This window comes from bacterium, assembly GCA_009926305.1.
Classification (GTDB): Bacteria; Bdellovibrionota_C; UBA2361; order UBA2361; family RFPC01; genus RFPC01.
In genome coordinates this window covers 1-22,190 of record RFPC01000034.1, presented here as the reverse complement: position 1 = coordinate 22,190, position 22,190 = coordinate 1, and the positions used below count along the sequence as shown (strand labels likewise).

The following is a 22,190-nucleotide window of genomic DNA, read 5'->3' as shown; positions in this document are numbered from 1 at the left end:
CCATGAGTATAAGACTCTTTCGTAGACATCCTGAAAAAAAGCGAACAGCTTCCCAGGCCGAGTCTGGTCTTTCGTTGATGGAGATTCTTGTTGCTATCGTTCTCTTGGGGATTATGGCTTCTGCTGGTATCAGCAATCTTATAGTGGCCCTCAGAACCGCAAAGTATACAGAAGTCAATTTTGCAGCGAACAGCCTTGCAATTAGTAAAGTTGAAGAGATATCTGCAATCGATGTGGGTGCTCTTAATGCCAGCTATAATGAAACTGAGCCCGATGTGCCGTGGAGCGATCTGAATCTCACTTTTACGCGAACAACAACGATTAGCGTTAATGATGATGATTCAAGAACTATTGATGTATCGGTAGTGAGCAATTCTCCTGATGTAACAACTGATGTTTCTTTCTCAACTACTCTGGCTTTGTGGGAATAGTACATTTATGAAGAACACGCTTCTAACACTGAGCAAAGATCAGTCGGGATTCACCCTCTTTGAACTTTTGGTGACACTGGTCTTATCCGCAATCGTATTTGTCGGTGCTATGCAAGCATACAGTTCGATGACGGCCGCGTCCTATGACCTCCATATCCGCATTGCAACCAACGTTCAGGCGCAAGCAATTATTCAAACTATTGGGAATGAGCTGCGGGTGCTCGGAAACGGAGTGCCATTCGAACAACCGAACTTTCAAATTGGTGAAACTACACTCTCCGATCCACTGGTAACGGAGCCACTTCTTGTCAATCAAGCAACGAGCTCCTCGATTCAATTTCGTCTCAATGAAACAGGAGAAGTTGCCCTCTTGATGGCAGACTTCGATCCAGCACTTGGACTTGATATACAACTCACAGACGTCTCTGGATTAGATGTAAACGACCCGATATATATCAACAACAGCGTCATGTCTGGTGATGATGGGCTTTTTGCGACCATTACTCGTGTCGATTCGCTTGGTAAGGTGATAACCATCTCTCCCACCTATGTTGCGTCTCCTGGCGCAGTCTTCCCGATGGGAAGTATTCTCGAAGAGGTTCCGATTGTTACGTATTCGTACACTCCCGACGTAGGAATAAGTCGCGATTCTGGTTATGGCGCTGTTCTTTTGGGAAATAATGCAACTCTGGAACTCGACTATCTCGATCACAATGGGAATTCAATTCCACTGCCACTGACCAACGATCTCGTAGTGAACTCTCTTCGCTCAATCCGCGTTACTGTTGAAATGACGAGCGATTCTCTCCTGAAAAGTGGAGAGCGATATATGGCTACAGTCTCTCAAATATTTGGATTACGAAATTTAAATTATCTGTATTAGGTGGGGTAAAAAATGAATAGGTATAAAAAAAGAAGTACTCAAGAACAGGATCATGGATATGCTCTCATATCTATTCTTCTGCTTATGAGCCTAGGTCTCCTTATTGGAGCGGGGATGATTGACTCGGCGAGCTCTAATACACGGACTCGTGCGCTCGTTAAAACACGCTCTGAGTACTACTATGAGGTAGAAGAAACTCTCAATCGGACAGTAAGCTGGTTACAGGATAATTCGAAGTATATCGTTGATGCTTTCTCAGCGGAAAACTTCTCCGATAACTTCGATCTTGGCTCTCCTGCTTTGGGAGACAATGAAGGCGAATTCTTTGGCGTTTACAGCATGGTAAAAATGAAGGGAACAAACAACTCCGTCATGCTGACCAATAATACATTCTTCGGCACTCCAACCTTTCCCGAGCTCGAACATATTGATACGTCTGAAGAGTTAAATGCCATCCAGAGCTTTCAGGATACAGATCTTGGTAGTGCCAACGCTCGAGTTATCCTTATTTGGGCACGGGAGACCAATGAAAATTATGAGCCTATTTTTCGAATAGATGTCGTAACGGGGAATAACCCTGATCGAGGCGTTCATAGCTTCTCATACGTATACTCCACTCTGGTTGCAGATAGCTCTGACATGGGATTCTATGGCCAAAATCATATGACCAATGGCACAAAGAATGAGTGCTATTCCTTCGAATATACGCATAATGGTGCCACTTGGGATCGAGGAGCACAAAAAGCAAATTGTCCGGTGGGCTCAAACAATACCATTAGTCTCCAGGGAAAGATTAATGGAAATGCGCGCTCACTCAGCGATCCGGGAGTAACGCTTCTTTCTCCAGGAGGAGATGTATCAGGAACAGTTTGCGAAGGAGCAGGGTGTCATACGTATTCACTCCCCGTTCTTTCAAGCTGGTCAAGCTACTGTTCATCCGATAACGGAGACCTTGCAGTCAATACAGATACTACTCTTGCTAGCGGTGGATGTTGGAGAGATATTAGTATTAGTAATAATAATACTCTTTACCTGACTGATACCTCAGCACCATATTATTTTCGAACACTTGATTTTGGACCAAATAAGGCCAAGTTCGATATCGGAACTGTTCCTGTCGGACAAAAGGTCCGAGTCTATGTTGAAACTCTCTCAAATGGACATATTAATGGAAATGAGTTCTATAACTCGAACAATGCACCTCATCAACTCGAAATATACTATCTTGGCTCTGATACGATAAGGCTAAACGGCACGGCGGATATTAACTCGGTACTGTATGCTTCAAATGCTGATATCGATGTTCTTGGAAACTTCAACTATTACGGAGGTATTTTTGCGAAGTCCCTAGACGTATCGGGAAGTGCTCTATTTTTCTATGATGAGGCACTGGGAGCCTTGCCTGCGCTGAGCGACATGAACTTCTCAGTCCGTAAGGCAAGTACAAGATATCGCTAGAGGCGATACCCTTTGAAATTCAGCAAGGGGAATCGAAGAAGGGAAAGGAGTTCGCTCACTTTCCCTGTTTCCCCACTGCAGAAAGTTTCAGACTTTCCCTGAACTCGTCTCTCTCGCCAATACCGAACCCGGTGAATAACCGTTCGTTCTATAGTTGTTTCAATCCGTTAACAAAATATTCAATTTTGTACTTGTGCAATGCGCTGGAATATTAAGTTATAGAGATAACTATCCGAAACTTTTATTAATTTGAATTCGTCTATGAGGCCACGCCCAAAATCCACCGACTCTAAGGCACTGAATATACCAGTAAAAAGGTCGATCACGCCGCTCAAGCTTGGACTCGTGTTGTCAGGTGGAGGCTCTCGGGCTGCTTACCAAGCTGGTGCTCTCAAGGCGTTAATCCCCTATCTGGAAAAACATCCAGACAAGATCTCAATTATTATTGGAAGTAGCATTGGATCCGTGAATGGCCTCGTATTAGCGGCGTGCATGGGAGAGGGGCTTGAACATTCTGTTGCTCAACTTCAAGCGCTCTGGAGAAAAAGAAACTTTAGAAACACCTTTGCAGGCTCTCCTCGTGCAGCGTTCTTCCGGGCAATTCGAATGGCATTTGTCCAGTGGATGGCCCCGGGCCCTTCTCCAACAAAAGACGCCATCTTTGATCCGACCCCCCTGATGCGTGAAGTCGATGACGTAATACTAAAACACGGAGGGCTGAGTCCAACAAAACGAGCATCAACAATCGAAGCCGTAGGAGTAATGACTACCGTGGAAGCTATGGAGCGAAAGCCTCTTCTCTTTCTCAGCTCTCATAAAGAAATTCCCAAAGAGTATATGACAGGAGCTACATTTGATGTCTACCAAGTGGAAGACCTGACTGCCCGACATGGATTTGCCTCAGCTGCTTTGCCCAGTGTCCTCCCACCGGTTGAAATAAATACAGGCTCCAAGAAGTTTCAACTTGTAGACGGAGGCATTTCACAAAATGTTCCCGTCGATCCTGCGGTTCGCCTTGGTGCTGAAAGAGTTATAATTTTAGATATTTCAGGGCGTGCCTTCTGGCTTGACCAATACAATGAGGCTCACGATTCACGGCCATCATGGGAAGTCCCTGCTGGAATAGAGACCTTCTGCATGCGCCCACCTGAAACGCTCGTTATTCGAAACCGGGAGCCATTTGGACCGATTCTGAAACATGCGGTATCAAGTTCATCCAGAAAATTCGCTGAAGCTCTTGGGGCAACATGGCCCGTATTTCGACTCCTAAAAAATAAATTAGGAGAGGAGCTTGCCTACGAAGTAATGACCTACGTTGCACTGGATTCTGACTATATTCACGGCTTGATTGAAAGAGGGTACCAGGAAGCAAAGGCCATCTTAGCGCAACATAAATCTCTTCATTTTGAGCAACATGCCACCTTCGAAGAATTAGTTGCTGCAAGTGGTGAGTGACCGTATCAGACGGCCGACCTATATCGAATTTCTTCTTCTCGCGAAATCAGAACCAAACAAGAGCTATACCTGCTGATAAGACTGTGTCTGTCGAAGTCTATTTTTCTGTGGGCATTTCGTTGGAACGACCTGAAATGCCCTAACACACTCAAGAAGTTTTTCAGGCAAATCAGGGGAATCTTCTAGTGTTGCACTCCATGCTATCGGCAGCTCCTGTTTTAAGATCGCTGCCTCGTTCTTCAATCGTTGAGCAGTCAGATCGACCGATAAAATAAACACCGGGAACCGAAGCCGCTGAAGGAATGGTAATGCATTGAACTGACCGTTATAACCACGAAAAGGCAGTCCTAATGGCAACTTATGTTCAAGCCAGTCAATAAATCGCTCTCTTCGAGAGATTGGAGGGCGAGACTCTCCATTCACTACAATCGCATTTCTGATCAGCTTTTGCTGAAGAAGCGCAATCTTCCATAGTATCAAGGAGGCAGTACCGAAGGTCACGAATGCTGCTTGTCTCACACGACGCTCCGCGAGAGCTTCGATAGTGTCTCGGGCCAAAACTTCTAGATTCTGGTAGTCAAGAGCACCATAGGAGATTTTCAAAACTCTCATCTCGGATTTTTGGTGATCAGCAAAAGCACTTACCCACGGCGGAACACCATGGTCTGATGGCGTATCTATCAGAAAACACAATGCTCTTCCACTTTCAGACAGCTCTTCTATGATCATTACGGTTTAAACCTAAAATATTGTTCCGACCGATTTGCTCAGCAAATGCCACTATGTAAACATTACTCTACACTGGGGAGAAAAGCGAATGGTACAAATATGAGACGAACTGCAAACAGTAGCTCCTCCTCCAGCTCTCCCCCTGAGCAAGAACTTCTCCGTAAAGAAGTCGATACGGGGAAGGCGGGGCTTGAAGTAGATACTCCAGTTACATGCCAACGCTCTCTCGTGGCCCCCTCTCACCTTCCTCCACAACAATCAAACGTCATCCACATTCCTCGTAAAACCCAGCAGAGAGCACAACACGAAACCTTGCGGGAAAGCTCTTCTGTTCATACGCCTGAGTGGACTTCCCATTCAAACCAAGAACGAAAATCATATGGTCCGTTTGAAGTCAGGGAAGAAACAGAGGACTGCCCAGAAGGAAATACGGCTCTCAATACAGGAACTCCTCGTACGATACTTCCATTCTTCCGTTCTTATGATTGCAAGCGTTATGAATCCTGCCTAGAACTTGCCGCGGCGCTCAATTGGGAAAGCTTCACATGCTCAGGATGTATTGGAGAGACAAACCAACACCTCGTTTGGAAAGCGAACCTTGCAAAACGCCAAGACCGAATAGCCGCGTGCCTCTGCAAGAAAAACAAGATTAGCCTCGTCTAACGAGATTTTCTACCCTGCTACCAAGGGCATTCTCTCGTCTTACACACCGATAAACCAAAGAACGAAACGACAAAAAGTATCAAACGCTCTCATGCAACTTGCTTATGAATCTGCCGAGCGCTCAGTAAAAGGTAGAGCCCTCCTAATATTCCTAGCAGGTAGGCTTTTGCCCGAATGATAAGAGCGACTCCAAGAGCTTCAGCGGGTGTTGCTCCAAGCAAACACAGATAATAAATAAACGCTCCCTCCTGTATTCCCAGTGCTTGGGGCGTTACCGGCAATGCGCTAATGATTAAGATGACTGGAACAACAATAAAAAGCTCCGCCACAGGAGCCTGGGTCCATCCAATGGAGTGGGCACAGGCAAGCACATTTACCACTGCCAACATATGGAACAGGAATGAAAGCCCAATGACAACCAGCACATCCCTTGGACAGGAAGTACTCACCCTGAGGGCCTCTTGAAAGAGCGCGCCCTGCTTTGCAACCATAGACCCAACTTTTGGTATTAGGGTAAGACCTCTTACGAGAGCCTTTGAATACAGAACTACCGTACCAATGACAAAGCCCAGAAAAAGCAAAACTACTGTTATCTTTTCTGACTGCCGCATCGTATCAGTACAAAATACAAATACGACTCCAAGCATCAGCATTGAGAATAATCCAGAATATCTCTCAAGAAATGTTGCAACTGCTGTTTTTCGCTGGCCCTGATTCCGACCTAAATGCCAGCTTCTAAGCGCATCTCCACCGATAAAACTGGGAAAAACAAGATTAAAGAAATACCCGGCAAGATAAAGTCCATAGAGATGTGAAATGCGTTCTCGAATGCCCTGAGTACTCAAAAGAATCTGCCACTTCAATACACTGACATAGACCAGTACGATACTAATAAGCACAAGAAATAATACCCATGAAAGTGTCAGATTCTGAAAGGTAGCTATAACTTGTGAGAGTGGAATATTCGAGAAAATAAAAACGATAATCCCAAGACCAAGAAGACTCTTCAAGGCCGGAAAGAAATAAGATGACAGATTTCTATCTATCATTTTCTGAGAGGATACTTCTTCACAGGAATGTTGTGATAGTTCTGAAGAGTGCTCGGTCATACGTATGCTCTTAAGTATCTTCCCACTTTCCTATCTCATCTCATTTGATATTGAAGTATTTGATCGAATCTGTCCGCTATTCCTCTCGTGAAGTCCCCCTAGAGCAAGCCGATATCCCTCTGCTGTCAAACGCGCGGTCTCTTCCCAACGGAACTCTTTCGCTCTTTGTTTGCCGAGCACTCTCAGACGATCCGCGCATTGAGGATCTCGGAGAATATCGAGAAGTTGCTCTGATGCCTGCGGTATATCCTTCGGATCGCAAAGCAATGCAGCATCTCCCACAACCTCAGGAAGAGAAGAGGTATTGGAGCTAACAACGGGAGTACCTGCCGCCATTGCTTCAAGAGGTGGCAGACCAAAGCCTTCATAGAGACTCGGATAGAAAAATACAGTTGCGGTGTTATATAAGCTTCGTAAGTCATCATCTGAAACGAAGCCAGTAAATCGAACATGCTCCTCTAGTTGAAGTCGCCGAAGATTCTCTATAAGGCGTGGATACTGGTCATCTTTCGAGATTCCCCCGGCAAATACGAGCAAGGGAATGCTTTCTTTCTTGGCGGTACGAGCTCTTACAACCTCTGCGAATACATCAACCAAGAAAGAGATGTTCTTCCTCTGGTCAATCCCCCCGACATATAAAATCAAAGGCACATCATTCTCGAGAGAAAATTTTTCTCGCACCGTTTTACTCGCTGTATCCGCAACAAAGAATCGTTCATCTACACCTAAAGGGGTAACAATAATTTTCTCACGAGGAACTCCAAGCAATCTATGAACATCTTTTGCGGTATGCTCACTAATAGCAAATATTGCTCGAGCATTCCTAATGGATTGGAGCTCTAACCATCGGGCAAATTGAAATCTGAGATTATTCTTCTTAGGGGCGTAAAGGTCTTTAAAGATCAAAGGAATGAGATCTAACACCGTTACAATGAAGGGAGTACGAGCCCAAGTAGGCGCATCTGCATGAACGGGGAAGTGCAAAATATCAGCCTCTCCATGAGATGCCTTTCCCATCAGACACGGATAGACAACTTGATGCTTAAGTGTGTGTTTTCCCACTGGCAGAAGGTCAACGAACCTCTCGCAGATCCCACCTCTTCCAATACTCGAATATTGAAAATCTGTTAGGTGATCATCGCCCGTTAAAAATTCAGGCAAGCGTTGATACAGCTCAGATACATACCGACCCGTTCCCCGAATTGCATGGGCTCGAAACTCTGGATCAAGCGCACTCGTATCAAGCGCAATACGCATGAACAGACCCCTCTACGTTAAAGAGTTCACAGACCCTTCGTGAAAAATTGGCATATGACAGCTCACTTACCCGCTTCTTTCCTCCGAGAATCAATCCCTCACGTAACTCGGGCGACTGTAATATCTTGTGATACAGCATAGCAAGATGTGCAGGCTCCTTGCGCTCCACCAGAATCCCACCACTTTGAATAGTCTCGGGCAGTGCCGAGGAAGAGTATGCGACAACAGGTAGGCCAAAGTGCATTGCTTCAATAACTGGTAAGCAAAAACCTTCATGCTCACTCATACAGAGATACAGGTCGCTCTCCTCATATAGTGCTCGTAGCTCAGAGTCGGCCATACAACCTGGGAATTCAACCGCATCTCTCAAACCCAACTGTTCAACCATATGCCTTATTGAAAAGGCGTAGAGCTCTGTATCTATTTCTATTCCTACCAACCAGAGCCTGCTCGTTGGTGCTAAATAATGGCGAAAGAAATAAAAGCTACGAACAACATCTTGCAAACACTTATTCGGAGCAAAACGTCCAACATGTAAGAGGTGTGGCCCAGGCGTAGAACGTAAAAGCTCTCGAATCCCAGGGTTCGCTTCCTCCGTCCATCGCTCTGGATCTACAGATAAGGGAAGGACCTGAGCCTCAACTCCGAACTCCTTAAGCTCCTGAGCATTAAAAGAGGAATCCGCAAGAATCCTATTAGATATCTGCAATAAGTCCGGCAGCTCTTTCATACCACTACGAATATCTCGAACTATGCGAGGGTTTATACCTTCAAACCAGTAAGGTGTGGTAAGATTGTGGTAAATAATTGTCCTGAATGCATTATTCAATGAGCGATATACTTCATTCAGCGGTGAACCAAGAGAGTAGTGTAAAATGACTTCTCCGTCGTACTCGCCTGGAAACTCCTGAAATGGGCGTGACACACCAGAGAGCTTTGGATGGGTATGAATAGCAAAAATCTCACTTTCATACCCTCGTTCACGAAAGACTCGCTGGAAAGTTAAAACTTCACTGGAGATAGCATCGCCATAACTTAAGGTATGAACCAATTGGTGGATACTCTTTTGACTCATTGTCACTTTGTCCGTTTCATTCATCTCAGAATAGCTAGACTGAAATCACTACAGCGCCTCAGCAAAGCGTTCCTGTCGCGAGATATAAACCCTTATCCCCACCACAATACTGACAAGCGTCCAGAGCATTATCTGAGCGAAGTCACTTACGGAGGGCATTACTCCATTAAAGAGCACGTCTTGATAACAAGAAGTGAACACTGCAAATGGATTAAATGCAAGAAAAGGACGGAATGCAGCTGGAACAACATCCTCTGGATATAAAATTGGACTCAGAAAGAAAAGAAGGGTCAAGGCGTTACCAACAAGATGTTGAACATCACGAAAAGCCACATTCAGTGTGGCAAGCGATAGCGCTAAGCCATAAAGGAACGCCGTCTGAAGCACCATAAGTACCGGTAAGAGCACAATGCCACCCGTAAATTCAACTCCGAAAAGGAGCATGAAAAGGAAAAGCAGAGGCAACGAGAGCAAGAAATGAACGAGGCTCGTCAGAACAGAAACCGCTGGGAGCAGGGCTGCAGGAAACAGACTCTTCGTAATGAGACTCCCGCCAGCGGAAATTGAGATACTTCCTTCTATAAGTGACGAGGAGACATGAATCCACTGGAGCAAACCGCAAAAAAGGAAAATCGTATAATTCTCAACTTGATCAAATCGAATGTAGTACTTAAAGACGAGAGTATAGACCGCCATTAAACAGAGGGGATTCAGAAAAGACCAAAGCATCCCTAATACGGAACCTCTGTAACGAGCATGCATATGTCGTTCAACAAGTCCAACAATGAGAGCTCGAAACTTCAAAAGCTCGCGAAAATGCTCAATCACGACTCTTCTCCCAAGACTCCAAAGTCATTCACTCCTCTCCTCGTATCGTTCACCTGTTCTCCTGCCGCTGTGATTGCCTCTTCCTAACACACTCCAAGCACTCAAGTTATCATGCTGATCAAATCAATTTTAAACGCTCTGTAATGCCGATGCTTCCCCTTCCCTCTCTCTCACGCTCCATTGGGTTTCAAGGTACAACTTTCCGACCTGCGATTTCGAAGAACGGACTGAAAATCGAATGGCCTTTTTCCAGTAATCATAAGGATATCCATCATCGCGATGAACAGCTAAATCAAGCCAATACTCCCCATCGAGAAGCGAGAGTCGTGGAATTCGACAAAGGACTTCATTACTCTGCTCAGAGAGGTCTAATTCTACCTCTTCTAACTGAGTATTCGTACCGAAAAGGAGTGTGCCATCAACATGATGGATTCCTATTCCGAAGACTATTCCCCCTTTTACCGGCTCTCTCTGTGAAAATGAGAGCAGTATCTCCATCGTTTCATCGGGGTGAAAAACAAACTTTTCACAATTATCACTTGTAAGGAGTGCCACACCAAGAATCTCTATCTCACGACTACCCCAACGAGCCTTCTCAAGCTCGGAATGAGTCGGTGAAACTTCAAGACTCTCCCTCTCTTCAGCCCCCTCATCTGAGGCCCTTGGATATTCATGAAGACTTTCAAGAGCATCCTCCTCCCTCGATTCAATATATTGTCGATAGGCATCAATCACTCTTCGTGGCTCTCCACGATCACGGACCTCACCCTTCTCTAGCCACAAGACCTCATCGCACCACCTTTCTACTGCGGCAAGATCATGCGTTACAAGCATGAGAGTAACTCCGCTTTGTCGTAGTTCAGAAATCTTTCCCTTACACTTTGATATAAACCCCTCATCACCAACTGCTAGGACTTCATCAATGAGTAAAACTTCTGGGTCACAGTGAATGGCAAGACTAAAGCCAAGACGCATAAACATTCCAGAAGAGTAGGTACGTACTGGCTGTTCAATAAACTCACTTAATTCCGCAAATTCAACAATCTGGTCAAATCGCTCCTCTATCTCTGATCGAGTCAGTCCTTGGATCATACCACCCAAGAAAATATTCTCTCTTCCAGTAAAGTCTGGATGAAAACCAGCACCAAGCTCGATCAAAGCGGAGATCCTTCCTGAACGAGCAATCACTCCAGCATCAGGTTTATAAATGCCAGTAATCAGCTTAAGGAGAGTAGACTTTCCTGATCCATTTCTTCCGATGACTCCTACTGATGCCCCTTGAGGAATTCTCATCGTCAACTCCTTGAGCGCGACGGTTTTCACTGCCGGAGGAGCCTCCGTTTTGCGAAAAAGCGAGACAATTGCGCTCTTTAGCGTCGAATAGCCGCCTTGATGAAACTTACGAACAAAAGACTTTGATATCCCCTGAAGCGAAATCGTATACTGGAGGTCAGCCTTTTTTGTCCCTGCATTCAGAGAGCGTTGTTCGCTCAAAATTTGATTCATACGTACCTAGCGGGCTCTACAGGCCTCAGAAAAGCCTTATTCACTACCATTACAGGGCGCCTAGTTGACGAGGTATATCTCCGGAAGATTTCGCCAACGACTACCATCATCCATTCCATAACCCACAAACCATTCAGGACCATCGTATTCAAATCCACACCACTGGGGAGAGAAACTCGGTTCTCCGACTGCTCGCCTCACCAGAACAACCACCTGCACCTCAGCTGCTCCACGAGCCGTTAAATCCTCATGGATTGTTTTTAACGTTCTTCCCGAATCACAAATGTCATCAATCACCAGAACACGCCGGCCTTTCACTGGCAAATCGGAAAACCGCACGGTTACTCCAGTTGGTAGTGCTGTATTCTCCTCTCCATTATAGGCCCACGACTGCACTGGATTCACCTCAAGAGAGTTCTCCATGGCTCGCGAAAGATCTGCAAAAAAATAGAGTCCACCTCGCATTACGGGAAGAGCAAGCACATCTCTACTACCACTCGGTGAAGTTGTATCAATCCAACTGTCGATCTCTTTTCCGAGGGCCTGTATCCGTTCATCAATCTGCTCTTTCGAATACAAAATCTGATAATGCTGAGGCACCTTGCTCACGAGAACTCCTTTCAAAAAAACGGTGGGTTTCTTGTTTCACCGATATACACGACAGAGAGCTTGACCCGTTATTCACCACTCACTCGTCACTATTGACTCGCCGGCACTGGATCGTCGGTACTGCATGGCAGCGCGACAGGGGTTCCAAACTCTGACAGAGCGGATTCTACCCCAGAGAGTAGGGAATTACAAAGTACTGGTTTTTTATCACAAGAACAGCCAAGCTGTCTCAATATGCCAATGTTTCGTATACTTAGTGCCTCTACCAACAAGGTGCGGAAGGCTTTACCCCCGCGGAAAATGGGCAGCATACACAAGGAGTGTTCATGACCAAAAAAGACCGCTATCTGACACTCGCTGGAAAGCCGTTTCTCATACTGCCGAATATCTTCATTCGGCTATGTTTTCTCGTTATCACTTCTTCTCTCCTGTCGTGTGCTTCGACAAGAGCGCCCCTTGTTCCTGGCGAAATCCCGAAACAAGCAAGTGTTGCCATTGCTGATGAACAATACGGACAAAAAGTCTTTGGGCAACTTGCAGAACAATTTGACATCGAGACAGATGACAATCGGATTCTACGAGTTCGAAACATCGTTGATACACTCACTCAGGTCGAAGGTAACCACCATAATATTTGGCATGTTCATGTTTTTAAAGACGACTCGTTCTATAATGCCGCAGCTACTCGTGGAAACTATATTTTTGTTTGGAGCCCACTTATCGATCTCGTTTCAAGCGATGATGAGCTTGCTACTATTCTGTCGCATGAAATAGCTCATGTTCTCGCTAAGCACACACAGCCAGATCCGATAGAGGAAGCAAAAAGAATTATAACAGGCATCACTAGCGAAACAGCACGACAAGCTATTTTGCAAAGCGCAAGTAGCGCTGCTGGCAGCCTTGCAAATCTCGGAGCGATATTAACGGCTGAGCTACTGAAAGCATTACTGATTAATCCGAATCAACAAGCACTTGAACTCGAAGCAGACCAACTCGGTCTATTCATAATGGCAAAAGCAGGATATGATCCGAGAAGCGCAATTCAATTCTGGGAACGCATGGCTCATATACCAGAGTTCCAGCAAGCTCCTATTGAATTTCTCTCGAGTCATCCGTCCTCAGAGACTCGACTTAAACACCTGAAAAAACTACTTCCTCTCGCTCAAAAAAGCATTACTGACCGTCAAATCAACGACACTGTTCCTTACCAGAAAAGTGCTGCTGCGGCAGAAAGTCAAAAGCATTTCAAGCCAATCACTCCGCTCTGGAAGGTCATTGATGATGGAACCCCCGTGTTCTCTGAGCCTCATACCGAGAGCTCAAAGACAGGGGCATTAGCCAGCGGCACTCTTTTGCAAGTAGATTTCGCACTTCGCAGATGGTTGTTTATCACAGAACCCTACGAGGGCTACGTACACAGTTCCTCATGCGTTCCTACCAGATAAGAAATTTATAATTCTTTCATGCGCCTGATACTCAAGGATTCATAAATCTAGCCGTTACTCTACTTCAAGAGGCCTACTCTTAATGAACTTGGAAGTAACAGACGCTCTTCACGGAAGCGACGAGGAATATTAGAAGAGCGCGCTTGGAAGCAATAGGAAGTAATGGAAACTTCATACGACAAACAGAACAAAGCTGACCTTCGCCCTTCAGACAAAAAAGATTTGAATTTAACCAATGCTAGCTTTGAGCAAAATGCTCATTGGAATGAATTTATTTATACGCTCTCGAATATCGCAGAGGCTACTGAAGAAATTGATCACTTGCTGCACAGTCTGCATGGGCTTGCTCGAAAGTCTTCTGAAGAATTCGAAAATGAGCGCAATCCTGATAGCCATTTTCAAGATAAGATTGAGAGCGAAGCAGAGCAAATTCTACAACGCATAGATGAAAAAAGCTCAATAGAGACGCGTGATGGCCTCCGTCCACTGATGGGAGATGCCATTGAGTTCTGTCTCGATGTGATTAATGAAGAGCGCATTCGCCTCTCATTACCGGAGATCACCCGCGAGCATCTTGGACTCAAACAGCTTGAAATGTTCCCTCACGGAGATAAGGAGCAACTTTTCAGGAGAATTCAAAATGCCCATGTTCGGGTACAGAGCTTGCGCTCACAACTCGAGGACACGCGATCATATGCCCGAGAAACCATGCTACGGCTCGAGATTGCCTTTGAAAATCAGCAGGCCTCGGACTCTCATGTAAGGGATTTAGAGTTGGCAATGGATCTCGCAAAAGACTTGAGGTACTCCATCGAGTCAAAAAAAGGAAGCGCTTTATCTGCGAACCTACTCGACTTACGTTGCCTTTCATTACTGCGAGAAGAGGGCTAACCATACAGAGCGCTCATCTCCTCGTCCTCTAGCGACGACTACTGAGCATTTGAACTGCGCGTGTATTCGCGTTTGGCATCTTGAAAAGACTTAAGTCTTCCTTGTCAATCCACTGCAGGTGATCATGCTCTTTCGGACTCGGTCGACCGGCAAGTATCTGACATCTACAAAAATGAATTCGCCATTCAAAAAGTCCTTCTGCGAATATCTCGACATGAAAAGCAGGGCGTACTGAGACTTCAACTCCAAGCTCTTCATAGACTTCTCGCTTGAGCGCCTCGCGCACAGTCTCTCCTTGATGGCACTTTCCACCAGGGAATTCCCACCCATCTCCCTTACTGCTACTCGTCTTTGCTAACAAATACTTGCCATTTCGATTAATGCAACCAACTGCCACATCTATTCGCGGAAGTTGCTCTCCTTGCGTCTCTCTACTTCGATCTCTAGGACTTTCATTGTTTGAGGCAACCCCGTGTTTCTTGTAGTGACACCGTAAGGCGAGGGGGCACTCACTACACCGAGGGCTTTTAGCTCGACAGACAAGTGCACCGAGATCCATAAGCGCATAATTCAACTTCCGACTGCTCCGTGGTCGGAGCTGAAACAAAGCCTCTGCTCTCGCTTTAACCTGTTGAGCAGGACAGCCATATACTCTCTGAAAGACGCGAGATAAATTGGTATCAATCGCTGGAACATTTCTATTAAATGCAAAGCTACAAATGGCAGAAGCGGTATATTCTCCTATCCCAGGTAGACGTAATAATTCGTGGCGTGTCTGTGGCAACTTACCATCAAAATCCTTGATGAGAAGTTTAGCTGATTTCATGAGATTTCTCGCTCGTTGATAGTATCCAAGCCCCCGCCATACAGATAAAACAGACGACCAACGAGCTGAGGCAAGACGTTCAACGGTTGGAAAACGCTTCAAGAATCTCTGGTAATATTCGATTCCACGAGAGACTTGGGTCTGCTGTAGAATCACCTCGGAAATCCAGATATCATATGGATCTCGCGTATTTCTCCACGGAAGCTCTCTGCCTGAAACTTTAAACCAACGGATAAGATCAGACAAAAGGCGATGATTCTTCTCCGTTTCGCTCTTATTCATTCGGCTACATTTTATTGACGGACATCTGGTTATCTTCTATCCGTGTCTTTAGCATATTCAACGACCATTGCTTATCATCGATGCGTAGCGATAAACGCGAGATGATCTCCTGCAAGGGGCCCGCCATTAAAATTCGTAAACTGTGACTCGTCAAAAGATACCGAACCCGAGCCTAGGAGACAGTTTGATGGCCCCCCAGTTGAGAGCACTCCAGCAATCCGAAGCTCCCCATTCTGTTCGACCCAAATTGGGCTTCCTGAATCTCCGACGCACGTTGTGCCTTCATCAGAGTCAGCCAAGTTGTAATACGTTTCAATCCTAATTGCATTCACACTCTCAATCGTATTTACCGTGGCACGCAGATCTCCGACTCCAGTCTCGCTATCACCATACCCTGCCATGTATACAACAGCACCCTCAGATGGGGTGCCGACATAAAGCTTCCCGAGATTCACCCCAGAAAATGCTCCACTGAGTTTTATGATTGCCGAATCACCGACGTTTGAGACCCCACCTCCCCAATTTGGATTCACCACATACGATGCGGCAGCGCGAGATTCTCCCGTAGAAAGTCTTGCTGAGACACTGCTCACCGATGGGTTATTACTAAAACAGTGTGCAGCGGTTAAAACCGTATCATTTTCTATCAATACTCCTGAACAAAGCCCTCCAGAAACACTCACCAATACGACTGGAGACTGTGATGCTTGAGTACATCGAGTACCATTCGCGATACGAGTCTGAATAAGACTCCATACCATTTCAGAGGGCGTAAGCTCCGTAATTCCACGACACGCCTCGCTTACATTCGTGCTCGCACAGTGGTTATTACACTCAGCACATTCTATTCGGCGAGCTCTTCGCGCATTTTTCTTTCGCTCAAATTGTGCAAGGATTGTTGATTCGCTGCCACCATTCTCTCTCGCATTACGAACTCTCCAAAGGGCTCGTCGTCTGATTCGGTTGGCTGTTCTCTTGCATTGCGATACCGTTACTGAGGTCTGTTTTTTTGTTCGAATGATTTGTGAAGCACAGCCATTCATAAACGTCTCGACTTCACACGTTAATTCAGCGATCGAAAATGATGGCAATTGGCCCATAGCCGAGCTGGCAACACCAATGATACTGATGATGCAAAATAGTGCATAAAAACAAGAAAGAGTTAAAATCTCGCTCGCTCGATAGCCAGAAAAGCACTCTCTCCCTGCCCGCTGACATCGCGTTTCCTGATATCGCACCATTCTCCTCCTTACTACACCGCACTCACCGGACCACTAGCCCTGCTCAGGGAGCACCTGTTACGACCAGGTGCTCTATCTCATCATTATATACTCGATTCTTCATCAGATCGAGGGTCAACTCCGACTAAACCGCTAATGATTTGAAACATGCCGCATGCTGCGCTACCCTAAGGGTGTAAGACCTTCAGTGAGTTGTCATGTTTGATACCCTATCCTCTAAGCTTGACTCGGCTTTTAAAAGAATTCGTGGCCGAGGCTCTCTCTCTAAAAGTGATATTGAAAACACTATGAAAGAAGTGCGCATGGCGCTTCTGGAAGCAGATGTAAATTTTAAAGTTGCAAAGGACTTTTGCGAACGCGTTGCTGAACAAGCACTCGGGGAAGACATCCTAAAAAGTCTCAGCCCCGATCAAATGATTATTAAGCTCGTACAAGAAGAGCTGACTGAAACTATGGGAGCGCAAGCTTCTGAGATTGATACCCATGTTGCTCCGCCTCTGGTTATCATGCTTGTCGGTCTTCAAGGATCTGGAAAAACAACTACCGCTGGAAAGCTGGCACGCTATCTCCGCGATGAAAACAAACGGAGCCCCCTACTGGTTCCGGCAGACGTCTATCGCAAAGCAGCTATAGACCAGCTCCAAACCGTAGGAAAGCAACTTGATATCGAAGTTTTTCCAACGACCACTGAAGAAGACCCCGTTGATATTGCCAAACGCGCTGAAGCGCATGCAAAAAACTCTGGATTTGACGTCGTGATTATCGATACGGCTGGAAGACTTCAGATTGACTCAGACCTCATGACAGAGTTGCAAGAGATCAGCGAAGCCATTGAACCACATGAAATTTTACTCGTTGCTGATGCAATGACAGGTCAAGAGGCCGTCCATGTGGCTCAAGGCTTTGACGAGGCTCTGGATCTTGATGGCTTAATCCTGACGAAGCTCGATGGAGATGCAAGAGGTGGGGCGGCTCTCTCCATGAAAGCGGTTACAGGAAAACCCATTAAATTTATCGGAGTGGGCGAAAAGTCAGAGGCTCTCGAAGTCTTTCATCCCGATCGGATGTCGTCACGAATTTTGGGGATGGGTGATGTTCTCAGCCTAATCGAGAAGGCTTCAAAAGAAGTTGAACTCGAAGATGCGATGAAGCTCCAAAAGAAGATGGCGAAGAATGAGTTCACCTTTGAAGATTTTCTCCAACAACTGAAGATGATGAAACGGCTGGGAAGCGTCTCTGGACTGATGGGAATGATTCCAGGTTTGGGGAAAATGGCAAAACAAGTCGACCCTGAACTTGCTGAACGAGAGATGAAAAAAACAGAGGCCATGATCCTTTCCATGACGCTTGGAGAACGTAAGAATCCAAAGATTATCAACGGAAGCAGAAGAAAACGCATTGCGCTTGGTTCCGGTGTCCGAGTGCAAGACGTCAATCAACTCCTGAAGCAATTCGCTCAGATGCGGAAAATGATGAAGTCTTTCTCAAAAATGGGGCTCGGCGGCATGATGGGCGGCGGTGGCATGCCAAATATCGGCGATATCTTAAAGAATTTTCGGTAGAACACCCGTACGAAGCTTGCAGTTCTCTCTGGAGCGAAGACCTGATCACTCCCCTTCGTCAAGCAGCAACACTCCGTGAACGCAACAAATTCTGCCTACATAAGACTGTGAAGACGCGTCTCCTTGGAGGATAAATCCACTAGGAAGAAGAAATCACTCTCGCAATTCTCTCGGCAATAGCTGAAACATTCGCCTGCTTCACAGCTGCAACATTAATTCTACCACTGGCCATCATGTATAAATGTTCCTCTGCCTCCAATCGTGAGACCTGTTTTTTGCTAAGTGGCAGCATTGCGAACATCCCCTTCCTCTTCAATAGCCCCCCATCGGAGATGCCATGTTCCGTAAAGGCTGAAGCCAGTAATTCTCTTCCATTGGTCATCTGATCTGCTAGCTCGGCTAACTCTTTCATCCAGTCGGCTCTCAGTGCACTATCCGAAAGAACCTCCGTCATCGCTCGACTAATGAGCGCTGGAGGGTTTGAAAAACAAGGACGGATAATTGACTCCAAGATACCCCCGACTTTCCGCTGTTCTTTTACCCCCTCTGGAAACGCAACGAGACAGGCTCCTAACCGCTCCTCATAGAGCGACGCTATCTTTGAAAAAGAAAATGCCACAAGTGTCGGAACTCCCATTTCAACGAAATGTCGTACCGAATAAAGATCCTCTTCAAATCCATCACCAAATCCGGCGTATGCAACATCAAATACCGCTATTGACTCTCGCGCCTTTAGTATTTCTGCAAGCTCTTTCCATTGCTCTTGTGTAAGATCCGCGCCACTCGGATTGTGACAACATCCATGAAAATTAATAGCAATTCCTTTTTCTAGCCCAGAAAATGTTGCCTTCATTTCATCAAACGAGATCTCTCCTGAGACAGAATCGTAATATGGATACATCTCTGTCGAGATACCAGCAAACGGAAATATTTTTTTATGATTTCCCCATGTTGGATTGCTCAGAAGAATCTTTTTCACACCTAACTGCTGAAGGAAGCACCCTTGAATGAAATTTGCTCCCGTTCCTCCAATCGCTTGACACGACTCTACAGTGCCAGAATCGCGAGCTCGTGAGATGAGCGCCTCACCCAAAATAAGTTCTTCTACTTTCCGACGAAACGGTTCAGCACCCAAAATTGGTTGATACCCACCAGTAGGGTTATCCCCACAACGACCAGCCAATTGATTGTGAAGGGCTGTTTTCATGCTTCTCAGCATCGGAGTCTGTCCACTCTCATTCGCATACTTTCCGATACCAAGATTAATTGGCTCTACAGACAACGCATTGCTCTGAAACTGTTGTCGCGCTGATTGATAACGAGCGGTAAGAGCAAATATGATATCTTCCTCGGGTTGAGGAAGCTCAACTAATTGCTGTGGTATTGTTTGTAACATCCATATACTCCATCTTCTACGAACACCTTCGTTCGAACTCAAGTCTGCCTAGCATAGTGAGATTAGTAGAAAATAATCAAAGAGCCAATGACCATGGCTCTTTTCTCAGCAACTTCCTTCTTCCATAGCTTTCATCTCCAGTTCAGTCCGTGCTACAACCTTAGGATATGGCACAACAACCAGAGAAAAAATTTTGGCTTTATGGTGTACCCTCTCACATCGGGACAGATCCCCTGACCAGCCAGTCATCAGATTCACACCTCGGTCCATCTGCTATTCGAGCCGCGTATCAGAGCCTGTTCGAAGGATATAATATTCCATGTGCTTTTGAGGATCAGGGGGATGTTAAAACTGGGGAGGAACAAACGGTCGAAGAGCTACTCGAGGAGATAGAGAAGCAAGCCTCGAAAGCACTGGAGAATGACAAGAAGCTCATATTCCTTGGCGGCTCACATACCTTCACACTCGGCTCATTAAGGGCTGTAAAAAAACATTGTGGAGACTTCTCTTTACTCTATTTTGATGCGCATCCAGACCTCATGCCAGAGGAGCGAATATACTACGGCTCGACGCTCTATCATGCTGCAGAAGAAAAAGTACTGAATCCAGAGAGAATCGGTTTCGTAGGCATTCGTCAGATTGAAGAGGAGGAACAAGCGTTTATAGAACAACATCATCCTCTTGTGATCTCACCTCTTGAAATAACGCGCCTAGGCCTCTCCGCCTCTCTCAACAAGTTAAAAGACGTACTTCCACCTCCTTATTATATAAGCATTGATCTTGATGGCATCGATCCTTCGCTCGCTCCTGGAGTAACAACTCCCTTTCCTCTTGGCTTATATCCGAGAGAGGTCCTAGCCCTCGCTCTTGCTTTTTGTAATGAGCATTTGATCGGCTTTGAAATTGTTGAACACTCTCCCAAGCGGGATGTGCAGAACTCAACGGTATTCCTTGCTGCTACCCTTTTACAAGAGCTCTCTCATGGGTGCATCACCAGCAAAGATAACTCATAAAGCGATTAAGACAGCTGATAAAGAGTTTGCCGATAAAGAGTTTGCCGATGAAGAGTTCGCTGGCACTTCTACTTGATCTGGACGGGGGAAGCCGACTATGCTTCAGAGGAGATTCACGAGAAAGAGACGAGAGCCCGTTCTATGATCAAGACGATCATCACCGACATTGAAGGTACTACAACCTCAATCTCGTTTGTACATGAAGTCCTGTTTCCCTACAGTTCAAAGTCCATCTCCACCTTCCTCTCACAGCAATGGAAAACGCCTGTAATCCAACAAATTGTTGCTGATGCAGCATCCTTGGCGGAACTCGAGAATCCTTCACACGCTGAAATTACAAAAGTGCTCCTGCAATGGATTCAAGAAGATCGTAAAGCTTCCCCCTTGAAACAACTTCAGGGCTTAATATGGAAAGCGGGATATGAAGCAGGAGAGCTCGAAGGACATGTTTATGAAGATGCGCACTATTATTTGAAAGTCTGGCAGAAACAAGGAGTTGTTCTCTCTATTTTCTCTTCTGGCTCAGTGGAGGCACAAAAGCTCCTCTTCAGACATTCCTGCTTTGGTAATATGGAACCGCTCTTTTCGTTTTTCTTTGATACAACAACAGGCAAAAAACAGTCTCCAGATGCCTATCTCAAAATACTTTGTGCTCTTGATACGAGAGCAGAGAGTGTGCTCTTTCTCTCTGATGTAGAGGAAGAACTGAACGCAGCAAAAGAAACCGGTATTCATACCTGTCAGCTCCTCAGGTGCGACGAGAAACATCAGCCTGTTTCTACAGGACGGCATCACACTGCAAACGATTTTCGCGAGGTTACGGATATCTACCGTATTTCCCAAAAACCATAAAAACGTTAATTTTACCGAAAAGGAGAAAAACCCATGAGCAACTTACGAATTTACAATGAAGATACCCCAGAATCACCAAAACTTGATACCTCTGATGGCAGTCGTATAGCAGAGGAACTGACGAAACAGGGTATTCGCTTCGAACGATGGGAAGCCACTGTCGACATATCTGAAGAAGCAGGGCAAGACGAGATCATTGAAGCCTATAAACCGGAAGTTGAAAAGCTCATGAAGGAGAAGGGTTATAAAACGTATGATGTCGTTAATATGTTTCCAGATCACCCTCAGAAGGACGCCTTCAGAAATAAATTCAACTCAGAGCATATTCATAGTGAAGATGAGGTACGATTCTTTGTGAAGGGCATAGGGCTCTTTACCCTACACCTTGGCAAAGAAGTCTATGAAGTAACATGTGAGAAAAATGATCTGATCAGCGTTCCTGCTGGAACTCCTCATTGGTTCGATATGGGCGACTCCCCATCGTTTACCTGTATTCGACTCTTTGACTCAGAAGAAGGATGGGTCGCAAATTATACGGGTTCAGAGATCGCAAAAAGCTTCTCCACTCTCTAGCTTCTGTTACCAATCACTGAGTGTTCTTATTCCCGAGTCGAGTATCCATGCACTCACGAGGGAAGCTGGTGTTACATCAAAAGCTAGGTTCATCGCTTTACTTTTT

At 45.7% G+C, this 22,190-nt stretch carries 22 protein-coding genes; 11 read left to right on the top strand and 11 right to left on the bottom strand.

Translation table 11 applies throughout. From position 1 onward, the window contains the following. Window positions 1-2: 2 nt before the first annotated feature. The 4 genes from EBR25_07230 (at window position 3) to EBR25_07215 (ending at window position 4,227) form a co-directional block, all read left to right on the top strand. The gene (locus EBR25_07230; protein ID NBW40781.1) at window positions 3-431 is read left to right on the top strand and encodes a type II secretion system protein; all 429 of its coding nucleotides are present in this window, start codon (window positions 3-5) and stop codon (window positions 429-431) included. Beyond that, entirely contained in the window at window positions 394-1,314 is a 921-nt protein-coding gene (locus tag EBR25_07225; protein ID NBW40780.1) for a prepilin-type N-terminal cleavage/methylation domain-containing protein, read from the top strand. Before EBR25_07230 ends, EBR25_07225 begins: the two co-directional genes overlap by 38 nt. A gap of 12 nt (window positions 1,315-1,326) precedes the next feature. Next, the gene (locus EBR25_07220) at window positions 1,327-2,772 is read left to right on the top strand and encodes a hypothetical protein (GenBank protein ID NBW40779.1); all 1,446 of its coding nucleotides are present in this window, start codon (window positions 1,327-1,329) and stop codon (window positions 2,770-2,772) included. A gap of 261 nt (window positions 2,773-3,033) precedes the next feature. After that, on the top strand, window positions 3,034-4,227 hold the full coding sequence (locus EBR25_07215; GenBank protein ID NBW40778.1) for a hypothetical protein: 1,194 nt from the start codon (window positions 3,034-3,036) through the stop codon (window positions 4,225-4,227). A gap of 63 nt (window positions 4,228-4,290) precedes the next feature. Here the strand turns inward: EBR25_07215 and EBR25_07210 are convergent, their stop codons facing one another. After that, window positions 4,291-4,956: a hypothetical protein gene (locus EBR25_07210; protein NBW40777.1), complete on the bottom strand. Its 666-nt coding sequence runs from the start codon at window positions 4,954-4,956 to the stop codon at window positions 4,291-4,293. Between the two features lie 99 nt (window positions 4,957-5,055). On the opposite strand from EBR25_07210, the gene EBR25_07205 reads away from it, so the two are divergent. After that, window positions 5,056-5,619, top strand: a complete 564-nt coding sequence (locus EBR25_07205; protein NBW40776.1) for a hypothetical protein — start codon at window positions 5,056-5,058, stop codon at window positions 5,617-5,619. A gap of 89 nt (window positions 5,620-5,708) precedes the next feature. Here the strand turns inward: EBR25_07205 and EBR25_07200 are convergent, their stop codons facing one another. The 6 genes from EBR25_07200 to EBR25_07175 form a co-directional block, all read right to left on the bottom strand. Further along, complete coding sequence (locus EBR25_07200) at window positions 5,709-6,728, bottom strand: UPF0104 family protein (GenBank protein NBW40775.1); 1,020 nt, start codon at window positions 6,726-6,728, stop codon at window positions 5,709-5,711. A gap of 30 nt (window positions 6,729-6,758) precedes the next feature. Further along, window positions 6,759-7,985, bottom strand: a complete 1,227-nt coding sequence (locus EBR25_07195) for a glycosyltransferase family 1 protein (protein NBW40774.1) — start codon at window positions 7,983-7,985, stop codon at window positions 6,759-6,761. Beyond that, window positions 7,969-9,084: a glycosyltransferase gene (locus EBR25_07190; protein NBW40773.1), complete on the bottom strand. Its 1,116-nt coding sequence runs from the start codon at window positions 9,082-9,084 to the stop codon at window positions 7,969-7,971. Before EBR25_07190 ends, EBR25_07195 begins: the two co-directional genes overlap by 17 nt. Window positions 9,085-9,108: 24 nt before the next feature. Then, the gene (locus EBR25_07185) at window positions 9,109-9,888 is read right to left on the bottom strand and encodes an ABC transporter permease (protein ID NBW40772.1); all 780 of its coding nucleotides are present in this window, start codon (window positions 9,886-9,888) and stop codon (window positions 9,109-9,111) included. Between the two features lie 129 nt (window positions 9,889-10,017). Further along, window positions 10,018-11,394: an ABC transporter ATP-binding protein gene (locus EBR25_07180; protein ID NBW40771.1), complete on the bottom strand. Its 1,377-nt coding sequence runs from the start codon at window positions 11,392-11,394 to the stop codon at window positions 10,018-10,020. A gap of 60 nt (window positions 11,395-11,454) precedes the next feature. After that, a complete protein-coding gene (locus tag EBR25_07175) occupies window positions 11,455-12,018 on the bottom strand; it encodes a hypothetical protein (GenBank protein ID NBW40770.1) in 564 nt (187 codons plus the stop codon). A gap of 311 nt (window positions 12,019-12,329) precedes the next feature. Here EBR25_07175 and EBR25_07170 point away from each other — a divergent pair, with 311 nt between their 5' ends. Continuing rightward, window positions 12,330-13,448 carry a M48 family peptidase gene (locus EBR25_07170; GenBank protein NBW40769.1) on the top strand — a complete coding sequence of 373 codons (1,119 nt, stop codon included), beginning with the start codon at window positions 12,330-12,332 and terminating at the stop codon, window positions 13,446-13,448. Window positions 13,449-13,610: 162 nt separating this feature from the next. Then, complete coding sequence (locus tag EBR25_07165; protein ID NBW40768.1) at window positions 13,611-14,339, top strand: hypothetical protein; 729 nt, start codon at window positions 13,611-13,613, stop codon at window positions 14,337-14,339. A 28-nt stretch (window positions 14,340-14,367) separates the two neighbouring features. Here the strand turns inward: EBR25_07165 and EBR25_07160 are convergent, their stop codons facing one another. Beyond that, window positions 14,368-15,447 carry an A/G-specific adenine glycosylase gene (locus tag EBR25_07160; GenBank protein ID NBW40767.1) on the bottom strand — a complete coding sequence of 360 codons (1,080 nt, stop codon included), beginning with the start codon at window positions 15,445-15,447 and terminating at the stop codon, window positions 14,368-14,370. A 74-nt stretch (window positions 15,448-15,521) separates the two neighbouring features. Next, window positions 15,522-16,688, bottom strand: a complete 1,167-nt coding sequence (locus EBR25_07155; protein ID NBW40766.1) for a hypothetical protein — start codon at window positions 16,686-16,688, stop codon at window positions 15,522-15,524. Between the two features lie 197 nt (window positions 16,689-16,885). On the opposite strand from EBR25_07155, the gene EBR25_07150 reads away from it, so the two are divergent. Continuing rightward, window positions 16,886-18,250: a signal recognition particle protein gene (locus EBR25_07150; protein ID NBW40765.1), complete on the top strand. Its 1,365-nt coding sequence runs from the start codon at window positions 16,886-16,888 to the stop codon at window positions 18,248-18,250. A gap of 139 nt (window positions 18,251-18,389) precedes the next feature. On the opposite strand, the gene EBR25_07145 is transcribed toward EBR25_07150, so the two are convergent. Then, entirely contained in the window at window positions 18,390-19,646 is a 1,257-nt protein-coding gene (locus tag EBR25_07145; protein ID NBW40764.1) for an aminotransferase class I/II-fold pyridoxal phosphate-dependent enzyme, read from the bottom strand. 167 nt (window positions 19,647-19,813) lie between these two features. On the opposite strand from EBR25_07145, the gene EBR25_07140 reads away from it, so the two are divergent. The 3 genes from EBR25_07140 (at window position 19,814) to EBR25_07130 (ending at window position 22,084) form a co-directional block, all read left to right on the top strand. Continuing rightward, complete coding sequence (locus EBR25_07140) at window positions 19,814-20,659, top strand: arginase family protein (protein NBW40763.1); 846 nt, start codon at window positions 19,814-19,816, stop codon at window positions 20,657-20,659. Window positions 20,660-20,800: 141 nt separating this feature from the next. Beyond that, the gene (gene mtnC / locus EBR25_07135) at window positions 20,801-21,511 is read left to right on the top strand and encodes an acireductone synthase (protein NBW40762.1); all 711 of its coding nucleotides are present in this window, start codon (window positions 20,801-20,803) and stop codon (window positions 21,509-21,511) included. Window positions 21,512-21,544: 33 nt separating this feature from the next. After that, a complete protein-coding gene (locus EBR25_07130) occupies window positions 21,545-22,084 on the top strand; it encodes a cupin domain-containing protein (GenBank protein NBW40761.1) in 540 nt (179 codons plus the stop codon). Between the two features lie 6 nt (window positions 22,085-22,090). Here the strand turns inward: EBR25_07130 and EBR25_07125 are convergent. Beyond that, the coding region (locus EBR25_07125; protein ID NBW40760.1) for a methylthioribose-1-phosphate isomerase at window positions 22,091-22,190 on the bottom strand (100 nt) is incomplete at its 5' end.

Excerpts from the sequence above, each read along its gene's own strand:
- EBR25_07210 (NBW40777.1), bottom strand. The coding sequence starts at position 4,956 with ATGATCATAGAAGAGCTGTCTGAAAGTGGAAGAGCATTGTGTTTTCTG.
- EBR25_07225 (NBW40780.1), top strand. The coding sequence starts at position 394 with ATGTTTCTTTCTCAACTACTCTGGCTTTGTGGGAATAGTACATTTATG.
- EBR25_07180 (NBW40771.1), bottom strand. The coding sequence starts at position 11,394 with ATGAATCAAATTTTGAGCGAACAACGCTCTCTGAATGCAGGGACAAAA.
- EBR25_07140 (NBW40763.1), top strand. The coding sequence starts at position 19,814 with ATGGCACAACAACCAGAGAAAAAATTTTGGCTTTATGGTGTACCCTCT.
- EBR25_07160 (NBW40767.1), bottom strand. The coding sequence starts at position 15,447 with ATGAATAAGAGCGAAACGGAGAAGAATCATCGCCTTTTGTCTGATCTT.
- EBR25_07170 (NBW40769.1), top strand. The coding sequence starts at position 12,330 with ATGACCAAAAAAGACCGCTATCTGACACTCGCTGGAAAGCCGTTTCTC.
- EBR25_07155 (NBW40766.1), bottom strand. The coding sequence starts at position 16,688 with ATGGTGCGATATCAGGAAACGCGATGTCAGCGGGCAGGGAGAGAGTGC.
- EBR25_07230 (NBW40781.1), top strand. The coding sequence starts at position 3 with ATGAGTATAAGACTCTTTCGTAGACATCCTGAAAAAAAGCGAACAGCT.
- EBR25_07195 (NBW40774.1), bottom strand. The coding sequence starts at position 7,985 with ATGCGTATTGCGCTTGATACGAGTGCGCTTGATCCAGAGTTTCGAGCC.
- EBR25_07200 (NBW40775.1), bottom strand. The coding sequence starts at position 6,728 with ATGACCGAGCACTCTTCAGAACTATCACAACATTCCTGTGAAGAAGTA.
- EBR25_07220 (NBW40779.1), top strand. The coding sequence starts at position 1,327 with ATGAATAGGTATAAAAAAAGAAGTACTCAAGAACAGGATCATGGATAT.
- EBR25_07145 (NBW40764.1), bottom strand. The coding sequence starts at position 19,646 with ATGTTACAAACAATACCACAGCAATTAGTTGAGCTTCCTCAACCCGAG.
- EBR25_07150 (NBW40765.1), top strand. The coding sequence starts at position 16,886 with ATGTTTGATACCCTATCCTCTAAGCTTGACTCGGCTTTTAAAAGAATT.
- EBR25_07190 (NBW40773.1), bottom strand. The coding sequence starts at position 9,084 with ATGAATGAAACGGACAAAGTGACAATGAGTCAAAAGAGTATCCACCAA.
- EBR25_07215 (NBW40778.1), top strand. The coding sequence starts at position 3,034 with ATGAGGCCACGCCCAAAATCCACCGACTCTAAGGCACTGAATATACCA.
- mtnC (NBW40762.1), top strand. The coding sequence starts at position 20,801 with ATGATCAAGACGATCATCACCGACATTGAAGGTACTACAACCTCAATC.
- EBR25_07130 (NBW40761.1), top strand. The coding sequence starts at position 21,545 with ATGAGCAACTTACGAATTTACAATGAAGATACCCCAGAATCACCAAAA.
- EBR25_07205 (NBW40776.1), top strand. The coding sequence starts at position 5,056 with ATGAGACGAACTGCAAACAGTAGCTCCTCCTCCAGCTCTCCCCCTGAG.
- EBR25_07165 (NBW40768.1), top strand. The coding sequence starts at position 13,611 with ATGGAAACTTCATACGACAAACAGAACAAAGCTGACCTTCGCCCTTCA.